Origin of the sequence: Streptomyces corchorusii (assembly GCF_001514055.1) — a bacterium.
Taxonomy (GTDB): Bacteria; Actinomycetota; Actinomycetes; order Streptomycetales; family Streptomycetaceae; genus Streptomyces; species Streptomyces olivaceoviridis.
The window spans coordinates 376,531-392,688 of record NZ_KQ948352.1; the positions used below are offsets into that span (position 1 = coordinate 376,531).

A 16,158-nucleotide genomic window follows, 5' to 3' on the forward strand; every position below is an offset into this window, starting at 1 on the left:
GCACCGCCGTGCCCTCACACCGCTGTCCGGTCCCGTGGGGACGTCACCCGCCGTTCACGCCCCGTGGGCCGGTCTGCGGAGTGCGACGAGCCCGGATGTGATCGGATAGGGGCATCCGGGAACCCCGGTACCGCGACACTCGCGAAAGGAAGCATCGTGGCAACCACGCGCACCGCGCACACCGTCTGGGAAGGCAACCTGCTCGAAGGCAACGGCATCGTCACCTTCGACTCCTCCGGCATCGGCCAGCAGCCGGTCACGTGGGCCTCGCGCGCCCAGGACGCGAACGGCAAGACCAGCCCCGAGGAGCTGATCGCCGCCGCCCACTCCAGCTGCTTCTCCATGGCCCTCTCGCACGCCCTGGCCGGCGCCGGCACCCCGCCCACCCGGCTGGAGACCAACGCCGACGTCACCTTCCAGCCCGGCGAGGGCATCACCGGCATCCACCTCACCGTGCGCGGCGAGGTGCCCGGCCTGGACGCGGACGGCTTCCGGTCCGCCGCCGAGGACGCCAAGAAGAACTGCCCGGTCAGTCAGGCCCTGACCGGTACGACGATCACCCTGACGGCCGAGCTGGCCTGACCCCCGCCCCACCCGGGCCGCCGCGCCCCGGCCGCCCGGCCGGGGCGCGTCACGGGGGCGTTCCGGTGGGCGCGGCCGGCAGGGTGGCGCAGACCGCGTCCAGGACGTCCGCGTACGGGGTGCCGTAGTCGGTCAGCCGCGCGCGCAGCCGCTCCAGGCCGTCGCGGTACTCGGTGAGCAGGCTGGTGTCGCCGGTCCGCGCGGTGAACTCCAGCACCGCCGGCAGGAAGTCCGGCAGTTCCTCGCCGCTGCACTCCAGGCCGTGCCGTCGGTAGACGTCCTGGAAGCGGGCCAGGGACGTCCCGTGCCACCGGCTCAGGTACAGGCCGTGCCGGTTCCCGGGGCCGAAGACCTGCTCGTAGTGCGCGGCCAGTTCCCGCCGCGGGGTGACGGCCGCGTGGTCGGTGAACGCCCGCAGCGGCGGGGCGGCCTCGCGCAGCAGCGGCAGCCGGGCGACCAGGTCGTCGTCCGGGTAGGTCAGGCACAGGGCCGCCGCCTGGTAGAGCACCGCGTCCGAGGGCATCGGGCCTCCTTCGCGTCGTCGGGACGGGCCCGCCCGCTTCGCCGGGCCGCACCCCTCGGGCACTACTCAGAACCTAGGGGCGGCCCCGGGGACGCACCTGTCCGCAGACCCGTACGGGGCACGCCGGACCGGGAGCGGCACCAGCGGTCCCCTACGGGTCACCCGGGGCTCAGAGGCTCTCGCGGTGCTCCCGCAGCAGCTTCAGCGTGCGCTGGGCGGAGGCGGCCCGGGCCGTCATGTGGTCCAGCACCTCCAGGTGCGCGGCCACCTCCTGACGGGAGTCCAGATAGAGGGCGCCCGTCAGGTACTCGGTGAACACCATGTCCGGCAGCTCCGGCTCGGCGAACCGGAACAGCGTGAACGGCGCGTACGTCCCCGGATGCGGGCCCGCCGAGAACTCGGCGATCTGGAGCGTGACCCGGTCCCGCCCGGCGTACTCCAGCAGCCGGTCCAGCTGGTCCCGCAGCACCTCGGGCCGCATGCTCACCGGACGCCTGAGCACCGTCTCGTCCATGATCACCCACAGGTGGGGCGGGTCCTCCCGCTCCAGCAGCCGCTGCCGCTCCATGCGCAGCGAGACATGCCGTTCGACCGTCTCCGGCGAGGTCTGCCCGATCGTCCCCGCCTCCATGACCGCGCGCGCGTACTCCTCGGTCTGGAGCAGACCGGGCACGAAGTGCGGTTCGTAGGAGCGGATGACCCGGGCGGCGCCCTCCAGGCTGACGTACAGGCTGAACCAGTCCGGCAGCACGTCGTGGAACCGCTGCCACCAGCCCGGCTGGTTGGCCTCCTCGGCCAGCCGCACGAACGCGTCGGCCTCCTCCTCGGGCACCCCGTAGGTGGTCACCAGCACCTGCACGTAGGGGATCTTCAACGCGACCTCGGCCATCTCCATCCGCCGTACGGTCGCCGACGCCACCCGCAGGACCCGGGCGGCCTCCTCACGGCTCAGACCCGCCGCCTCCCGCAGCTCCTGCAACCGCTTGCCCAGCACCACCTGGCCCACGGTCGGCGCAGCCCGCCGCTCACTCACCGCCACGCCCTCCCCTGCGCACCGATCAACGCGGGGAGCAGTCTGTCACGTGATGCCGCCTCGCACACCTGCCCGAGGCAATCAACCTCAACCGGCCTGGGTGTGCAGGTACTTGGCGGTCGCCGGATCCGCCGGCAGGAACGTCTCGATGGCAAGCTCGGCGACCGTGACGTCCATCGGGGTGTTGAACGTGGAGATCGAGGACACGAACGACAGGATCCGCCCGGCGTGCTCGATGCGCAGCGGCAGCGCGAAGTACGGCACGGACTCGGCCGGTTCGCCGTCGGACGGCTCCTCGGGCACCGGATAGGCCGCCACCTCCTCGTACAGGGCGCGGAGCCGGTCCGAGCGGTGCAGGGCGATCTCCCGCTCCATCTGGGCCAGCAGATGCCCGCGCCACTGCCGCAGGTTCCGGATGCGCGGCGCCATCCCCCGCGGGTGCAGGGTCAGCCGCATCGCGTTCGGTGCCGGGACCATCAGCTCCTCCGGCACGCCGTCCAGCAGCAGGGCGGTGCCCCGGTTCGCCGCGACGACCGTGTACCCGGCGTCGACCACCAGCGCCGGATAGGGCTCGTAGCCCCGGATGAGCCGCTCCAGGCCGTCGCGCAGCGCGTCCAGCGCCGGGTCGTCCAGCGGGGTCTCCGGATAGCGCGGCGCGTAACCGGCCGCCAGCAGCAGGGTGTTGCGCTCCCGCACCGGCACGTCGAGCTGTTCGGCGAGCCGCAGCACCATCTCCTCGCTGGGCCGGGACCGGCCGGTCTCGATGAAGCTGATGTGCCGGGCGGAGGAGTCGGCGCGCAGCGCCAGGTCCAGCTGCGACAGCCGGCGCCGCTCCCGCCAGGCGCGCAGCAGCGGGCCGACGCCCTTGCCGGTGACGTCGACGGGAGCGGTGGGGGCGGACGCGAGGAGAGACATGCAGCCGACCCTAGTGGAGCCGGGGCGGGGGAACGACCGGACGGTGTCCGGACCGCGTCGGTATGCCGGGCCCCTCGCCGGCGTGGCAGGCTGAATCCGTACCCGCCACGCCCCGGAGGGGGGCACGCGGTGAAGGGAGCCCGGGCCATGGCCGTCGAACCGCTGTCGCAGAAGGAGATCGAGGACCGGTTGGCCGAGCTGCCCGGCTGGTCGGTGGACGGCGACCGCCTCACCCGCTCCTACCGGCTGGGCTCCCACTTCGCGGCGGCGGCCCTCGTCGTGCACATCGCGGGCATCCAGGACGAGCTGGACCACCACTCCGACCTCGCCCTCGGCTACAACACCGTCTCCCTCAGCGTGCACACCCACAGCGCGGGCGGCGCCGTCACCGCGAAGGACTTCGCCCTCGCCCGCAGGGTGGAGGACATCGCGCCAGGCCACGGAGCACACTGAGCGATGTGCTCGACTACGACAAGGAAGCCGCCGACTACGACACCTCGCGCGGCGGCGAGGCCCGCGCCCGCGAGGCCGCACGGGCCGTCCTCGGTCTGATACCCGGAGGGCCGGGCCGTCTCCTCGACGTCGCCTGCGGCACCGGGATCGTCACCCGGCGGCTCGCCGCCGCACGCCCGGAACTGCGGGTGACCGGCGCGGACCTCACCCCGGCCATGGTCCGCAGGGCCTCGGCCCGGCTGCCCGGCGCGATCGTACGGGCCGACAGCCGCCGACTGCCCTTCCCGGACGGCGCCTTCGACGCGGTCACCAGCATCTGGCTGCTGCACCTGCTGGACCCCGAGGACGTCGGCGCGGTCGTCGGCGAGTGCGCCCGCGTGCTGCGGCCCGGCGGGGTGTACGTCACCACGGTCGACAAGGCCGCCGCGCACGACGTCGGCAGCGACATCGACACCGTCCTGGCCGCCCGCCCGCGCCGCCCCGCCGCCGACGCCGCGGGAACCGTCACCGCCCACGCCGCCCGGCACGGACTCGCACCCGCCGGACACGGCTCCTTCCGCGGCTCGGGGCAGGGCCGCAGCCCCCGCACCACCATCGCCGACCTGCGCCGCGGCTGGTTCACCCTGCTGCCGCCCGGTGAGCCGCGCACCGAGGAGTTCGCCGCCCGCCTGGCCGGACTGCCCGACCAGGACCGCCCGCGCCCCGACCCGTGCTTCAGCCTGAGGGCCTTCCGCAAGCCGGCGCCGACCCCTCCGAGGGCACCGTGAATCCGAGGACACCGTGAATCCGAGGACACCGTGAATCCGAGGACACCGTGATTCGGGGGCGCGTCCTGTCCGGCTCAGCGCAACGGGCCCGCGTCCGGCCCGTGCCGGCCGAGATGGGAGGCGAGGACCGCGGCCTGGACCCGGCGCTGCACCCCCAGTTTGGCCAGCAGGCGCGAGATGTGGTTCTTGACGGTCTTCTCCGACAGGTACAGCCTCTTGCCGATCTCACGGTTGGTCAGCCCGTCCCCGACCAGCGCCAGGATGTCCCGTTCGCGCGGTGACAGGCCCGCCAACTCGGGCGGCAGGGACGGGTTCCCGGCCGGATCGGCCCGCAGGGAGCGCATCAGCCGGGCCGTGGTCGCCGGGTCCAGCATCGACTGCCCGGAGGCGACGGTACGGACCGCCGACACCAGGTCGGAGCCCTTGATCTGCTTGAGGACGTAACCCGAGGCCCCGGCCATGATGGCGTCCAGCAGGGCGTCCTCGTCGTCGAACGAGGTGAGCATCAGGCAGGCCAGCCCCGGCATCCGGTCGCGCAGCTCCCGGCAGACCGAGATGCCGTCGCCGTCGGGCAGGCGTACGTCGAGCACGGCGACGTGCGGGCGCAGGGCGGGACCGCGGGCGAGCGCGTGTCCGGCGGTGTCCGCGTCACCGACCACGCGGATGTCCGGCTCGGTGTCGAGCAGGTCGGCCAGGCCGCGCCGGACCACCTCGTGGTCGTCCACCAGGAAGACCCGGATCGGGTCCTGCTCCGTGAAGGTGCGTGTCTCGGGCATGGCGACCTCTTCTTCCCCGGGGACGGCGGGCTGCGGACTGTCCCTGAGCCCGATCATGTCCTGCCGGTGCCGTACGCACCAGGGCCGACCGGCCCCACTCACCCGGCGCGCCGCGCGGGCCCGGGGAGCCGGGGCCGCACCTCGAAGACGCCCCACAGGCCCGTCAGGCGCAGCATCCGCAGGAAGCGGGCGCTGTCCGTGACCAGGCACAGCCGTCCGCCCCGGGCCAGGGCGCGGTTGCGCGCCCGGCACAGGGCGCCCAGCCCGGCACAGTCGATGAACTCGGTCGGGCGCAGGTCCAGGACCAGGTCGGGTCGCGGACGCGCGGTAAGCGCGTCGAGCCGTTCCGACAGGGCCGGCGCGGTCAGCAGGTCGATCTCTCCGCGCAGGGTCAGCACCGTGGGGCCGGGGCCGTCTTCCCGCGCCGGTGCCGCGACGGGCCCGGCGAGGAGCGCCGACCCGGGCAGCTCGTGGTTCTCGGGCATGGCACCCAGCGAACCGGGCTCGCCGCCCTCCCGGAAGGGCCGGACGGCCCCACTCCCGACCCCACCGGGATCCGGCCTCACCGGGATCCGGTCTCACCGGATCCGGCCCTGCGGGGATCCGGCCCTGCGGGGATCCGGCCCTGCGGGGATCGGGGCCTGCGGGGATCCGGCCTCACCGGATCCGGCCCTGCGGGGATCGGGGCCTACGGGGACCCGGCTTCACCGGGATCCGGCCCCACCGGATCCGGCCCCACCGGATCCGGCCCCACCGGGACCCGGCCCCACCGGGACCCGGCCCCACCGGGACCCGGCCCCACCGGGCCCCGGCCCCACCGGGCCCCGGCCCCACCGGGACCCGGCCCCACCGGGACCCGGCCCCACCGGGATCCGACCCCACCGGGCCCCGGCCCCGCACCGGCCGGCCGGCCGGCGGGCGGTCAGGATGACGCGACGGAGCGACACCGCGGGGGATCGGTGCCGCTCCTGGGTCCACCCTCGGCGAGGACCGTCCGCTGCGCCAGTGCCGTACGTCCCCGATCGGCGGCCGATGGTCCCGACCGCGGCCGGTGGCCGGGGGCCGGTACCGCGTGCCGCCTCCCGGAGCAGGACCGGATACCGTGGAGACGACCCGTCGGCGCCGGGCCGGCGCGGCGAGGGGACCTGGAGGCATGTGGTGGAGCGCCCGGAGGAGCCCCGCGTACGCCTGCCGCAGCTGAGGCTGGACGAGCTGCTGGAGGAGTTGCAGGCCCGGATCGACGCGGCCCGGGGCACCCGCGACCGGGTGCACAGCCTCCTGGAGGCGGTCCTCTCCGTCGGCCGCGAGCTGGAGCTGGAACAGGCGCTCCGCTCGATCGTGGAGGCCGCGGCCGTGCTCGTGGACGCCGAGTACGCCGCCCTCGGCGTCATCGGGCCCGACGGCAGGACCCTGTCGGCCTTCCACACCGTCGGCGTGTCCGAGGCGGAGATCGCCGCGATCGGCCCGTACCCGGAGGGGCACGGCATCCTCGGTGAGCTGATCCGCCACCCCGAACCGCTGCGCCTGCCGAAGATCTCGGAGCACCCCGCCTCGTACGGCTTCCCGCCCGGCCATCCGCCGATGAACAGCTTCCTCGGCGTTCCGATCCGGGTCCGTGACCAGGTCTTCGGCAATCTCTACCTGACCGAGAAGCGCGGGGGCGCGGACTTCGACGAGGAGGACGAATCGGTGCTGTCGACGCTCGCCGTCGCCGCCGGCGTCGCGATCGACAACGCCCGCCTGTACGAGGAGTCCCGGCTGCGCGAGCGCTGGCTGCTGGCGAACGCGGAGATCGGTCACTGCCTGATGTCCGGCAGCGAGCGCGCGCAGGCCCTGGAGCTGATCGCGGAGCGCGCCCGGGAGATCACGGGGTCGGCCCTGGCGGCGGTGGCGCTGCCCATGGCGGACACCGGGTCGCTCTCCGTGGAGATCGCCGTGGGAGCGGAGGCGGAGGCGCACCGCGGACTCGTGCTGTCCCCGCAGGACAGCCTCATGGGCCTGGCCTTCTCCGCCGCGGCCCCGGTCTCCAGCGACGACGTCGGCCACGACACCCGGATCTCGCCCGAACCCCCGCGCTTCGGCGGTCTCGGCCCCGCCGTGGCCGTGCCCATCGGCACCGGGGAGGGCGGGGTGCGCGGGGTGGTCCTGGTGGCCCGCGAGGCGGGCCGGCCGGTCTTCCTGGCCAAGGAGACCGAGATGCTGCGGGGGTTCGCCGGCCAGGCCGCGATCGCCATGGAACTGGCCGAGCGCCGGCGGGACGCCCAGCAGATCGCGGTGCTGGAGGACCGCGACCGGATCGCCCGGGACCTGCACGACCTGGCCATCCAGCGGCTGTTCGCGACCGGGATGACCTTGCAGAGCGCGGGCCGCTTCATCGAGCACCCCGAGGCCGCCGAGCGGGTCCTGCGGGCCGTGGACGACCTCGACGAGACCATCAAGATCATCAGGTCGACGATCTTCGGGCTGCGGACCCGCGCGGGCGCCGGGAGCGGCGGCGGCCTGCGGGCTCGGGTCGTGCGCACGGTGGGCGAGGCGGCCCCCGTCCTGGGCCTCACGCCCAGCGTGCGCATGGAGGGCCTGGTGGACACGGACGTACCGCCCGAGATCGCCGACCACGTCATGGCGGTGCTTTCCGAGGCCCTCACCAACATCGCCCGGCACGCGCGCGCCGACCGCGCTCAGGTGGTCCTGACGACCGACGGCCGCGAGGTGTGCCTGACCGTCTCGGACGACGGCGTGGGCATCGCGCCCGACGGCCGCCGCAGCGGGCTGCGCAACATGGCCGAGCGCGCGGCGAAGCTCGGCGGGCGCCTGGAGCTGGCCCGCCCCGACGGCGGCGGCACCACGCTCAGCTGGCGGGTCCCGCTGCCCGCCGGGTGACGGCTCGCGAGCAGGACGCGCGCGGACCGTCCTCCCACATCACATCCCACATCCCTAGTCCCTCGTCCCGGACGGTGAGGCAGGGGTACGGCGGTCAGGCCGGACCGCCGCTGCCGTACGGGGCGTAGAGGTCGAGCAGCCGGACCCGGGAGGCGTGCAGCCGCTGGGCGGCCACCCGCCCCACCCAGGTTGCGATCGCCCGGCCGAACTCGGGATCGGCCGCGCACATCGCGCGCACGGAGCCGGCGTCGAACTCCCAGGCCCGCACCGGGCTCGTCGCCTCGGCGCCCAGGTGCCAGAGGTACGGCGGGAAGTGCCAGGACCAGCCGACCAGTTCACCGTGCCCGAGGGTCTCGATGACGGCGGGCCGGCGGCCGGGCACATGCAGGTCGAGGGCGACGGTGCCGGTACGCACGATCCAGAAGCGGTCGGCGCGCCGGCCCTCCTCGAACAGGCGGGTTCCGGTCTCGAAGGCGACCTCGCGGGCGAGGCGCATCAGCGGGGGACGCTGCTCGGGCGGCAGCGCTGTGGTCATGGCGGTGGCGGAGGTCATCGCGGAGGCTCCCTTCCTCGCTCCCGCCTCCACGCTGTCCGTCCCCGCCGTCCGTCACCAGGAGCCGCACGGACCCGGACGCGGGACCTTCGGCCCGAGGAGCGGGGCCGCCCCGGCACGGCAGGACGGGAAGGGCGTCACCCGCTTCTCGCGGATCAGGATTGCGCGGTGCGCGGCTGCCGGCCGCTTCCCCGCGTCTGCAACGCGTCCTTCCCGTCACCACCAGGACACCACGGGAACCCCCGCCGCACCAGTGCCGCGAGGTCAGCCGGTCGCGCAGGGCTTGCCGCCCAGGGTGAACGCCGCCGGCTTCGTGTTCGTGCCCGACCAGCTTGCCGTGAAGCCGAAGGCGGCCGAGGAGCCCGCCGTCACGGTGCCGTTCCAGCTCGCGTTCTTCGCCGTCACCGCGGGACCCGACTGCGTGTGGCCGGCGTTCCAGATCTGCGTGATCTTCTGGCCGTCCGGGAACGTCCAGCCGAGGGACCAGCCGTTCCAGGCCGTCGTGCCGGTGTTGGTCAGCCGTACGTCCGCCTGGAAGCCGTCGGCCCACTGGTTGGTGACCTTGTAGGCGACCGTGCAGGCGCCGGACGGAGGCGGATCCGTACCACCGCCACCGCCACCGCCACCGTCACCGCTCCCGGCGCTCGTGTCGCCGTACACGACGCCCCGGCCGTTGGTCGCGACGTACACCCGGCCGTACACCCGCGGGTCGCCGGTGATCGCCGTGCCCGTCCAGCCCCACTGGTGGGCGTCGTCGTTGACGCGGGTCCAGCTCGCCCCCTGGTCCGTGGAGCGGAAGATTCCGCGCACTCCGCCGATCTTCGCGCTGGTGTAGAGGGTCTGGTACGACGCTCCCGGCGCGGCCTTGCCGAAGCCGATCGTGTCGGCCTGCTCGACGTTCGACAGCCTGGCGAAGCTCGCGCCGCCGTCCGTGGAGTGCCACAGGCCGTACGTGCCGTCCGTCGCCCCGCCCGCCAGCCAGATGTCGCCCTTCGTGCCGGGCAGCGCCTTGAAGCGCACGCTGTTCCCGCTCGGCAGACCTGTCGCGAGGGAGGCGGTGAAGGTCGCACCGCCGTCGGTACTGACGTAGAACGTCCCGGACTCGAAGCCGTAGAACGTCTTCGGGTCGACGCGGTCCGACTCGACGAGCGCGCCGGCCGGGATGCCGCTCGACGCCGACCAGGAGGTGCCGAAGCCGGTCGCGTACCGCACGCCCGTGCCGTCCGGGCTCCACACGAACCGGCTGCCGTCCGCCGCCGCGGCCACCGTGCCGCCGCCCGAGACGCCCGGGGGATCGCTCCCGGCGAACCAGTCGGCGCCGTTGTCCGTGGAGAACGCGATGTGCGGGCCCGAGTCCAGGTCGCCCACCCGGACCACCGTGGCGGGGTCCTTCTCCGCGAAGTCCAGGCTCGTGGTCGTCGTGAAGGTGGGGGAGGTGTACATCATCGACGGCACCTCGGTGAGGTCCGTGTGCCGGAAGCCGCCGATGTCGCCGAGCGCGCTGAACAGTCGCGCGTCACCGGAGGGCGGCGCCGCGAGGTCGTTGACCGCCGTCTCCTCCAGGCCCCGCACCATCGGCTTCACCGTGAACCGGCCGCCGCTGTCCCACTGGGCGAGGTCCTCGGTGCCGTAGAGCGTGGCGCCCGTCCCGTACATCATCCGCGAGGAGTCGAACGGGTCGATCTCCAGGGCCTCCGTCATCCAGCCCAGTTTCGGCGCCTGTTCGGGCGGGGAGGGGTGCGCGCCGAAGGTGAGCCAGGGAGAGGAGGACACGTCGATGGTGTACCGGTTCGCGCGGTCGGGGTACGACGTGTAGTCCCAGGCCTTCGTCCAGGTGGCGCCGCTGTCGGTGGAGCGGAAGAGCTGGGTGTCCGGCCACCAGGAGCTGTACGCCGTCGCCATGATCGTGGACGGGTGCCGGCGGTCGACCGTCAGCCCGCTGAAGCCGTAGGAGGTGTCCGCCTCCGCGACCGGGCTGATGTCCGTCCAGGTGCCGGTGGCCGTCGCGTACCGCCACAGCCGGCCCTTGCCCCCGTCGTAGGGACCGCCCTTGTCGCTGTAGGCGAGGTAGAGGAACCCGTGGTCCGCGTCCAGCACGCCCTTGTGCGCGAGGTACCCGGTCGGCTGGCCGGCCAGCCGGGTCCAGGTGGCGCCCGCGTCCGTCGAGCGGTAGACCGCGTTGTCCTGGTCGGCGACCCCGACGTAGATCGTCTTCGTCGGGCTCCCGGACGTCCCCGTCGACTCGTCGAAGGTGACCCAGACGATGCCCTGGTTGTCGCTCGCGTACCCGCTCGTGTCGCCCGGGTCCTGCCGGTAGGTGCCGGGGTTCGGGAAGCTCGTCACCTGCGACCAGGTCGCCCCCGAGTCCGTCGACCGCCACAGGCCCCTGCCGCTGGGCGCGCCCAGGTACAGCACGCTGTTGCGGTTCGGGTCGATCGCCAGCCGCTCGCCCATGCCCCGGCCGGGCATGTTGCCGCCCAGCTTGAAGGGCAGGTCGGCCTTGCGCCAGCTCGCGCCCCGGTCGGCGGAGCGCAGCACCGCGCCGTTCGTCGGGTCCCAGCCGTTGGTGTACGTCCCGACGGCCGCGTACACCTTGTCCGGGTCGACCGGGTCGGAGGCCAGGCTCACCACGCCGGTGTGGCCCCATTCGTTCCAGCCGACCGAGTCCAGCAGCGGCGTCCACGTCTTGGTCGGCTCCTGCCAGCGGTAGGCGCCGCCGATGTCGGTGCGGGCGTAGACCAGGTTCTTCTCGGAGCGGTTGAACACGATGCCGGGGACGAAGCCGCCGCCGTCGATCCGGGCGTTCCGCCAGGTGTAGGTGTCCGCGGCGACGGCCGTGCGGGGGGCGGGGGCGGCCAGTGCGGGCGGGGTGCCGGACAGCAGGCCGGCGGCGAGCGCCAGCACGGCGGTGAGGATGCGGGTTCTGCGCATGGCGGGGGTCCTCTCATGGCAGGGGGGCGGCCCCCGGTGCGGGTGGGGGCCGCCCCAGAAGAGGTGCCGGTCTACTCCAGGAGCTCCGCGTACGAGCCCATGGCCAGGGCGATGTCCGCCTGGGCCCAGAAGCGGTGGTACGTGAAGACGGGCGCGGCGCCGCCCTTGAGGTAGGCCTCGATCTTCGACCAGTTCGGGTCGCTCTTGTAGAAGGACCTCAGCGAGGCGAACGTGGACGAGGAGTTGATCGCGTCGCCGTTCGGCATGGTGCCGGTCCAGCCGCTCGGCACGTACACGCTGTCGCCGAACCGGCTGTAGTCGGTGCGGGTCTCGGGGACGGCGACGCCGAGGCTGTCCTGGTAGTTGTTCCACATGCCGTCCAGCAGCGCCTTCGCCGTGGACTTCGCGGCGCTGTCACCGGACTTGGCGGCGTAGTACGTCAGGGTCTTGGCGTAGGCGGCGGCCACGCCGACGTCGTCGGTGTAGTCGGCGACGGTGACGTGCAGTCCGCTGTTGGAGCCGGGGCTCGACGCGTTCCAGGTGTCGGGCTGGCCCGACCACTGGAGGGTGGAGGGGATGCGGTAGGTGCCGTCCGGGTTGATCGTGGTCTTGGACAGCGCCCACTTGACCCACTTGTCGAGGATCGCCTTCGCCGAGGCGTTCCCGGTCTGCTGGTAGTACTCGGCGACCCGCTCCATCGACCACGCCTGGAACCCGAACCACTGGTTGGACGGCGGGTCGTGGTAGACGGGCTGCCAGTCGTAGTACATGCCGTAGAAGGTGGACGCGCCGGCCGGCGGGGCGGCGTACCGGCCCAGCCAGCTGTTGGTCGCGCCGCCCGCGATGGCGCCCTCGGACGACTGGAGCCACTGGTAGAACTCAAGCTGCCGCTGGAGCGACTTGCCCCAGTCCGTCGCGCCCGTCGCCGACTTGGGCTTCAGGTCGGCGACCGAGCTGAGCGCGTAGGCGGCGAGGGGGTTCTGGTAGCCGCCGTGCACGTGGCTGGAGCCGATCCGCCAGGCCCAGCCGGCGGAGGTGTCGGTGGCGCCGCCCCAGGCGTAGTACCAGGACAGCAGGTAGTGCGAGGCGTCCTTGCCGGTGCCGGCCGGGCAGGACGGGCTCGTGCAGTTGCCGATCTTCTTGAAGTACTTGTCGTACATCGCGTACCGCAGGTAGTCGCCCATCTTGGCGGCCTTGGCGACGGTCGCGGACACGTCGGCGCTCTTGCCCTGCGCCTTCGCCCACACATCCGCCCAGTACGCGGCCTGCACGGCACGGGAGTCCGCGTCCGGGGCGTCCGTGTACTTCCACTGCTTGGCGTAGGAGGAGTCGCCGGTGAACAGGTCCAGGTAGCCGTTCCTGCCGCCGTACTTGAAGGCGTCGCAGGTCGGCTGCGGGACCGTCTCCCAGACGGACTCCTGCGAGCCGCGCTGGAAGGTGTTGATGTACGACGGTCCGGTGGCGGTCGGACCGGCCTCGCACTTGCCGGGCTCGTTGCCGTAGCCGTAGACGTTGTCCACGTCCTGGATCCAGTGCATGCCGTAGACGTCGTCCGTGCCGTACGCCGACTTCAGCTCACCGGCGATCGGGTCCGGGCCGACGGACACCGACGAGTCGAGCTTCGCCGGGTACTCGTTCGGGGTGTCCAGCTCGGGCGCGTACGTGGCCGGCTTGGAGGCGTTGTAGGAGGAGTTCGTCGGCTGGTCGGCGTGGGTGGGGATCATGTACTTCTCCATGATGTCCCACGCGCCGTTGAACTTGGACCAGTCGCCGGTCACCTTGCCGTACATCGCCTGGAGCCAGAGCAGATAGCTGTACGCCTCCGAGGTGGTCTCGTGGCCCTGGTCCGGGGCCTCGACGATCAGCGTCTCCACCGAGTGGTACGGGATGCCCTCGGGGGAGAAGTAGCCGTTCGCCGGGTTGGTGATCTTCCCGTACAGGTCCAGGAAGCGGGCGTCGTACGCCTTCGAGGCGGGCAGCTCCGTGACCGTGACCGTCGCCTTGGTGTGGCCCGTGGCCGACGCGGTGAAGGTCGCGCTGCCGGTGCCGGAGGAGTCCGCCGTGACGGTCACCGTCTGCGCGGTGTTCCAGTTCGACGGGGTGAAGGTCAGCGAGGAACCACCCGTCACGGACAGCCCGGTGTTGCCGCTCGTGCGGCTCGTGCTCACCGTCACGTTCGCGCTCGGCTGCGTCGACAGCTTCACCGAGAACGTACCCGACTTGCCCTGTTGGACGCCGAGTTGGGACGGCGAGGCGACCACGGCGGGCCCGGAGGCGACCGTGATGCCGACCGGGGTGGAGGCGGCGGACGCGCCCAGGCTGTCGTACGCCTTCGCCACCAGGGAATGACTGCCCACGGTCAAACTGGAGACCGAGAGCGAGTACGGCGCGCTCGTGTCCGTGCCCAGCAGCGTGGTGTCGTCGTAGAACTCCACCTTGCCGATGGTCGCGTTGTCGGCCGCCGCCGCGGTCGCCGCCAGCGGCACCGCCTCGCCCTGCGAGTAGACGGCGCCCGCGCTCGGGCTGGTCAGCACGGTCACCGGCGGCTGGTGCGCGCCGGCGCAGGTGGTGCCGTTGACGGCGAAGGACGTGGGGGCGGTGTTGGTGCCGCTGTAGGTGAACTGGGCGCCGGTGGAGACGGCGGCGCCCGTCGCGATCGTGCCGTTGTACGAGGCGTTCTTCACGGTGACCGTCTGGCCCGACTGGGACCAGGTGCCGTTCCAGCCGCTGGTCAGCTTCTGGTTGCCCGTGTAGGCGTACGTCAGCGTCCAGCCGTCGATGGCGTCGGTACCGCGGTTGGTGATCGTGAGGTCGGCGGTGAAGCCGGAACCCCAGTCGTTGGTCTTGTAGTCGACGCTGCACTGCACGGACGCCGCGTGTGCGGCCGGGGTGCCGGTGGCGAGCATCGTCAGGGGCAGGGCGAACGCGGCGGCCGCCGCGGTCCACAGCCGGCGCACGGCTCTGCGCTTACGTCCGGGATCCATGTGCTGGTTCCTCCTTGCGGGCGTGCGGCTCGGGAGAGGTCAAGGCTTGAACCAGTGGGAGCGCTCCCATAGTGGGGACGGGGCCCGGAGCGGTCAAGGTGCTTGAAGAGTCGAAAAGATTCGACGGATCCGGCCGAGGAAAAGTCAGGCGACTCCTCTGGGCAGACCGGCCACTTGGCGCTACCTTCACTCGCACCAGTGGGAGCGGTTCCGTTCAGTCGACGCGTCCGTCACGGCGCGCCAAGCTGCAAGGAGTCGCTCATGCGACACCCCCCGCGTTCAGTACTCTTAGCCGCCACCGGTGCGGTCGCGCTCGTCGGGAGCGCGGTCGTGCCGGTGTCGGCGGCCCAGGGGGCCACGCCCGCCTGCACGGTGGAGTACGGCGTCACCGGCCAGTGGGACAGCGGCTTCCAGGGTTCGGTGAAGGTCACCAACAACCAGGCCGCGCTCAGCGGTTGGAAGCTCACCTTCGACTTCGCCGGCGGACAGAAGGTCAGCCAGGGCTGGAACGCCAAGTGGTCCCAGTCCGGCGCCACCGTGACCGCGGCCGGCGAGGACTGGAACGGCGCGCTCGGCACCGGTGCGAGCGTCAGCGCAGGCTTCCTGGCCTCCTGGTCGGGGAGCAACCCCGCGCCGGCCGTGTTCAAGCTCAACGGCACGACCTGCAACGTCGACTCGGAGCCGACCACCCCGCCGCCGTCCGGCGGTACCCCGCCCGCGCTGCGGGTCCTCGGCAACAAGCTCGTGGACGCCGACGGCACCACCCGCCGCCTGCTCGGCGTCAACCGGTCCGGCGGCGAGTTCATGTGCGTACAGGGCTACGGCATCTGGGACGGACCGGTGGACGACGCGGCGGTCAAGGCGATCGCCGACTGGAAGGCCAACGCGGTCCGCATCCCGCTCAACGAGGAGTGCTGGCTCGGCCTGTCCAACGTCAAGCCCGAGTACGGCGGCGCGAACTACATCGCCGCCGTCAAGGAACTGGCGGCCCGCGTCGAGGCGCACGGCATGACCCCGATCCTCGAACTGCACTGGTCCTACGGCCAGTACACCGGGAACTCGGCCGGCTGCTCCGACGTGCACGCCACCTGCCAGAAGCCGATGCCCGACATGCGGTACGCCCCGTCGTTCTGGTCGTCGGTGGCGAGCACCTTCAAGGACGACAAGGCGGCCGTGTTCGACCTGTTCAACGAGCCGTATCCGGACCGGGCGGCCTCCAGCGCCACGGACGCCTGGACGTGCTGGCGGGACGGGGGCACCTGCCCCGGCATCCCCTACGAGGTCGCCGGCATGCAGGACCTCGTGGACAGCGTCCGGGCCACCGGCGCGAAGAACGTCATCGTGGCCGGGGGCCTTGCGTACTCCAACGACCTCGGCCAGTGGACCGCGTACCAGCCCACCGACCCGGCCGGCAATCTCGCCGCCGCGTACCACGTCTACAACTTCAACTCCTGCGCGAGCGAGAGCTGCTGGAACTCCACCCTCGCCCCGGTCGCCGCCCACGTGCCCCTGGTGGCCGGGGAGATCGGCGAGAACACCTGCTCGCACGGGTTCACCGACCGGGTCATGAAGTGGTTCGACGACCACGACCTGTCCTACCTCGGCTGGACCTGGAACACCTGGGACTGCTCCTCCGGGCCGTCCCTGATCTCCGCCTACGACGGCACTCCCACCGCGTACGGCGCCGGGCTGCGTGACCATCTGCGCGCCCTCAACCCGTAGATCCCACCCGTAGATCCCACGGAACTGCGAAGGAACCCG

General features: G+C 72.6%; 13 protein-coding genes. 5 read left to right on the forward strand and 8 right to left on the reverse strand.

Features of this window, described 5'->3' with window-relative positions; all coding sequences use genetic code 11:
• Window positions 1-156: 156 nt before the first annotated feature.
• Window positions 157-582 (forward strand): OsmC family protein, encoded by a 426-nt coding sequence (locus tag AQJ11_RS05885; RefSeq protein WP_014676038.1) that lies wholly within the window; start codon window positions 157-159, stop codon window positions 580-582.
• A 49-nt stretch (window positions 583-631) separates the two neighbouring features.
• Here the strand turns inward: AQJ11_RS05885 and AQJ11_RS05890 are convergent, their stop codons facing one another.
• The 3 genes from AQJ11_RS05890 to AQJ11_RS05900 all read right to left on the reverse strand — a co-directional run bounded on the left by AQJ11_RS05890 (window position 632) and on the right by AQJ11_RS05900 (window position 3,053).
• Window positions 632-1,105: a nitrate reductase molybdenum cofactor assembly chaperone gene (locus AQJ11_RS05890; RefSeq protein ID WP_059262102.1), complete on the reverse strand. Its 474-nt coding sequence runs from the start codon at window positions 1,103-1,105 to the stop codon at window positions 632-634.
• 169 nt (window positions 1,106-1,274) lie between these two features.
• The gene (locus AQJ11_RS05895) at window positions 1,275-2,138 is read right to left on the reverse strand and encodes a helix-turn-helix domain-containing protein (RefSeq protein ID WP_086011675.1); all 864 of its coding nucleotides are present in this window, start codon (window positions 2,136-2,138) and stop codon (window positions 1,275-1,277) included.
• A gap of 87 nt (window positions 2,139-2,225) precedes the next feature.
• Complete coding sequence (locus AQJ11_RS05900; protein WP_058082724.1) at window positions 2,226-3,053, reverse strand: helix-turn-helix domain-containing protein; 828 nt, start codon at window positions 3,051-3,053, stop codon at window positions 2,226-2,228.
• A 147-nt stretch (window positions 3,054-3,200) separates the two neighbouring features.
• Between AQJ11_RS05900 and AQJ11_RS05905 the strand changes: the two genes are divergently transcribed.
• Together AQJ11_RS05905 and AQJ11_RS05910 are read left to right on the forward strand one after the other, a co-directional pair.
• Window positions 3,201-3,506 (forward strand): 4a-hydroxytetrahydrobiopterin dehydratase, encoded by a 306-nt coding sequence (locus AQJ11_RS05905; RefSeq protein ID WP_015493389.1) that lies wholly within the window; start codon window positions 3,201-3,203, stop codon window positions 3,504-3,506.
• Window positions 3,507-3,511: 5 nt separating this feature from the next.
• Window positions 3,512-4,273 carry a class I SAM-dependent methyltransferase gene (locus tag AQJ11_RS05910; protein ID WP_059262103.1) on the forward strand — a complete coding sequence of 254 codons (762 nt, stop codon included), beginning with the start codon at window positions 3,512-3,514 and terminating at the stop codon, window positions 4,271-4,273.
• Window positions 4,274-4,347: 74 nt separating this feature from the next.
• Here AQJ11_RS05910 and AQJ11_RS05915 read toward each other — a convergent pair whose 3' ends face one another.
• Together AQJ11_RS05915 and AQJ11_RS05920 are read right to left on the reverse strand one after the other, a co-directional pair.
• Complete coding sequence (locus AQJ11_RS05915) at window positions 4,348-5,049, reverse strand: response regulator (RefSeq protein WP_059262278.1); 702 nt, start codon at window positions 5,047-5,049, stop codon at window positions 4,348-4,350.
• Window positions 5,050-5,147: 98 nt separating this feature from the next.
• Entirely contained in the window at window positions 5,148-5,534 is a 387-nt protein-coding gene (locus tag AQJ11_RS05920; protein WP_059262104.1) for an STAS domain-containing protein, read from the reverse strand.
• A 673-nt stretch (window positions 5,535-6,207) separates the two neighbouring features.
• Between AQJ11_RS05920 and AQJ11_RS05925 the strand changes: the two genes are divergently transcribed.
• Window positions 6,208-7,929, forward strand: a complete 1,722-nt coding sequence (locus AQJ11_RS05925) for a sensor histidine kinase (protein WP_059262105.1) — start codon at window positions 6,208-6,210, stop codon at window positions 7,927-7,929.
• Window positions 7,930-8,023: 94 nt separating this feature from the next.
• Here AQJ11_RS05925 and AQJ11_RS05930 read toward each other — a convergent pair whose 3' ends face one another.
• The 3 genes from AQJ11_RS05930 to AQJ11_RS05940 all read right to left on the reverse strand — a co-directional run bounded on the left by AQJ11_RS05930 (window position 8,024) and on the right by AQJ11_RS05940 (window position 14,397).
• On the reverse strand, window positions 8,024-8,482 hold the full coding sequence (locus AQJ11_RS05930) for a cyclic nucleotide-binding domain-containing protein (protein WP_058082728.1): 459 nt from the start codon (window positions 8,480-8,482) through the stop codon (window positions 8,024-8,026).
• A 264-nt stretch (window positions 8,483-8,746) separates the two neighbouring features.
• Complete coding sequence (locus AQJ11_RS05935) at window positions 8,747-11,413, reverse strand: cellulose binding domain-containing protein (protein WP_059262106.1); 2,667 nt, start codon at window positions 11,411-11,413, stop codon at window positions 8,747-8,749.
• A 71-nt stretch (window positions 11,414-11,484) separates the two neighbouring features.
• Entirely contained in the window at window positions 11,485-14,397 is a 2,913-nt protein-coding gene (locus tag AQJ11_RS05940; protein ID WP_059262107.1) for a glycoside hydrolase family 48 protein, read from the reverse strand.
• A 261-nt stretch (window positions 14,398-14,658) separates the two neighbouring features.
• Here AQJ11_RS05940 and AQJ11_RS05945 point away from each other — a divergent pair, with 261 nt between their 5' ends.
• Window positions 14,659-16,119 carry a cellulose binding domain-containing protein gene (locus AQJ11_RS05945; RefSeq protein WP_208616447.1) on the forward strand — a complete coding sequence of 487 codons (1,461 nt, stop codon included), beginning with the start codon at window positions 14,659-14,661 and terminating at the stop codon, window positions 16,117-16,119.
• Window positions 16,120-16,158 lie beyond the last annotated feature (39 nt).

What these genes read in the sequence shown, in the direction of transcription:
- AQJ11_RS05945 (WP_208616447.1), top strand. Translation starts at nt 14,659, where the DNA reads ATGCGACACCCCCCGCGTTCAGTACTCTTAGCCGCCACCGGTGCGGTC.
- AQJ11_RS05930 (WP_058082728.1), bottom strand. Translation starts at nt 8,482, where the DNA reads ATGACCTCCGCCACCGCCATGACCACAGCGCTGCCGCCCGAGCAGCGT.
- AQJ11_RS05935 (WP_059262106.1), bottom strand. Translation starts at nt 11,413, where the DNA reads ATGCGCAGAACCCGCATCCTCACCGCCGTGCTGGCGCTCGCCGCCGGC.
- AQJ11_RS05940 (WP_059262107.1), bottom strand. Translation starts at nt 14,397, where the DNA reads ATGGATCCCGGACGTAAGCGCAGAGCCGTGCGCCGGCTGTGGACCGCG.
- AQJ11_RS05905 (WP_015493389.1), top strand. Translation starts at nt 3,201, where the DNA reads ATGGCCGTCGAACCGCTGTCGCAGAAGGAGATCGAGGACCGGTTGGCC.
- AQJ11_RS05900 (WP_058082724.1), bottom strand. Translation starts at nt 3,053, where the DNA reads ATGTCTCTCCTCGCGTCCGCCCCCACCGCTCCCGTCGACGTCACCGGC.
- AQJ11_RS05890 (WP_059262102.1), bottom strand. Translation starts at nt 1,105, where the DNA reads ATGCCCTCGGACGCGGTGCTCTACCAGGCGGCGGCCCTGTGCCTGACC.
- AQJ11_RS05920 (WP_059262104.1), bottom strand. Translation starts at nt 5,534, where the DNA reads ATGCCCGAGAACCACGAGCTGCCCGGGTCGGCGCTCCTCGCCGGGCCC.
- AQJ11_RS05915 (WP_059262278.1), bottom strand. Translation starts at nt 5,049, where the DNA reads ATGCCCGAGACACGCACCTTCACGGAGCAGGACCCGATCCGGGTCTTC.